General features: G+C 53.4%; 1 rRNA gene. It reads left to right on the top strand.

The features are described 5' to 3' along the window. Window positions 1–756 (top strand): 23S ribosomal RNA (locus PGR29_RS24800); the annotation flags it as partial.

The following is a 756-nucleotide window of genomic DNA, read 5'->3' as shown; positions in this document are numbered from 1 at the left end:
TCATCTTCGGGGGTAGAGCACTGTTTCGGCTAGGGGGTCATCCCGACTTACCAACCCGATGCAAACTACGAATACCGAAGAATGTTATCACGGGAGACACACGGCGGGTGCTAACGTCCGTCGTGAAGAGGGAAACAACCCAGACCGCCAGCTAAGGTCCCAAAGTCACAGTTAAGTGGGAAACGATGTGGGAAGGCACAGACAGCCAGGATGTTGGCTTAGAAGCAGCCATCATTTAAAGAAAGCGTAATAGCTCACTGGTCGAGTCGGCCTGCGCGGAAGATGTAACGGGGCTAAACTGTGCACCGAAGCTGCGGCAGCGACACTATGTGTTGTTGGGTAGGGGAGCGTTCTGTAAGCCTGCGAAGGTGGCCTGTGAGGGTTGCTGGAGGTATCAGAAGTGCGAATGCTGACATAAGTAACGATAATGCGGGTGAAAAGCCCGCACGCCGGAAGACCAAGGGTTCCTGTCCAACGTTAATCGGGGCAGGGTGAGTCGACCCCTAAGGCGAGGCCGAAAGGCGTAGTCGATGGGAAACAGGTTAATATTCCTGTACTTGGTGTTACTGCGAAGGGGGGACGGAGAAGGCTATGTTAGCCGGGCGACGGTTGTCCCGGTTTAAGCATGTAGGCGGAGGTTCCAGGTAAATCCGGTACCTTATTAACGCTGAGGTGTGATGACGAGGCACTACGGTGCTGAAGTAACAAATGCCCTGCTTCCAGGAAAAGCCTCTAAGCATCAGGTAACATTAAATC

Source organism: Klebsiella sp. 141203 (assembly GCF_032601985.1).
Lineage (GTDB): Bacteria > Pseudomonadota > Gammaproteobacteria > Enterobacterales > Enterobacteriaceae > Klebsiella > Klebsiella aerogenes.
The sequence above is the reverse complement of the archived record's forward strand: the minus strand, read 5'-3'. Positions and strand labels throughout refer to the sequence as shown.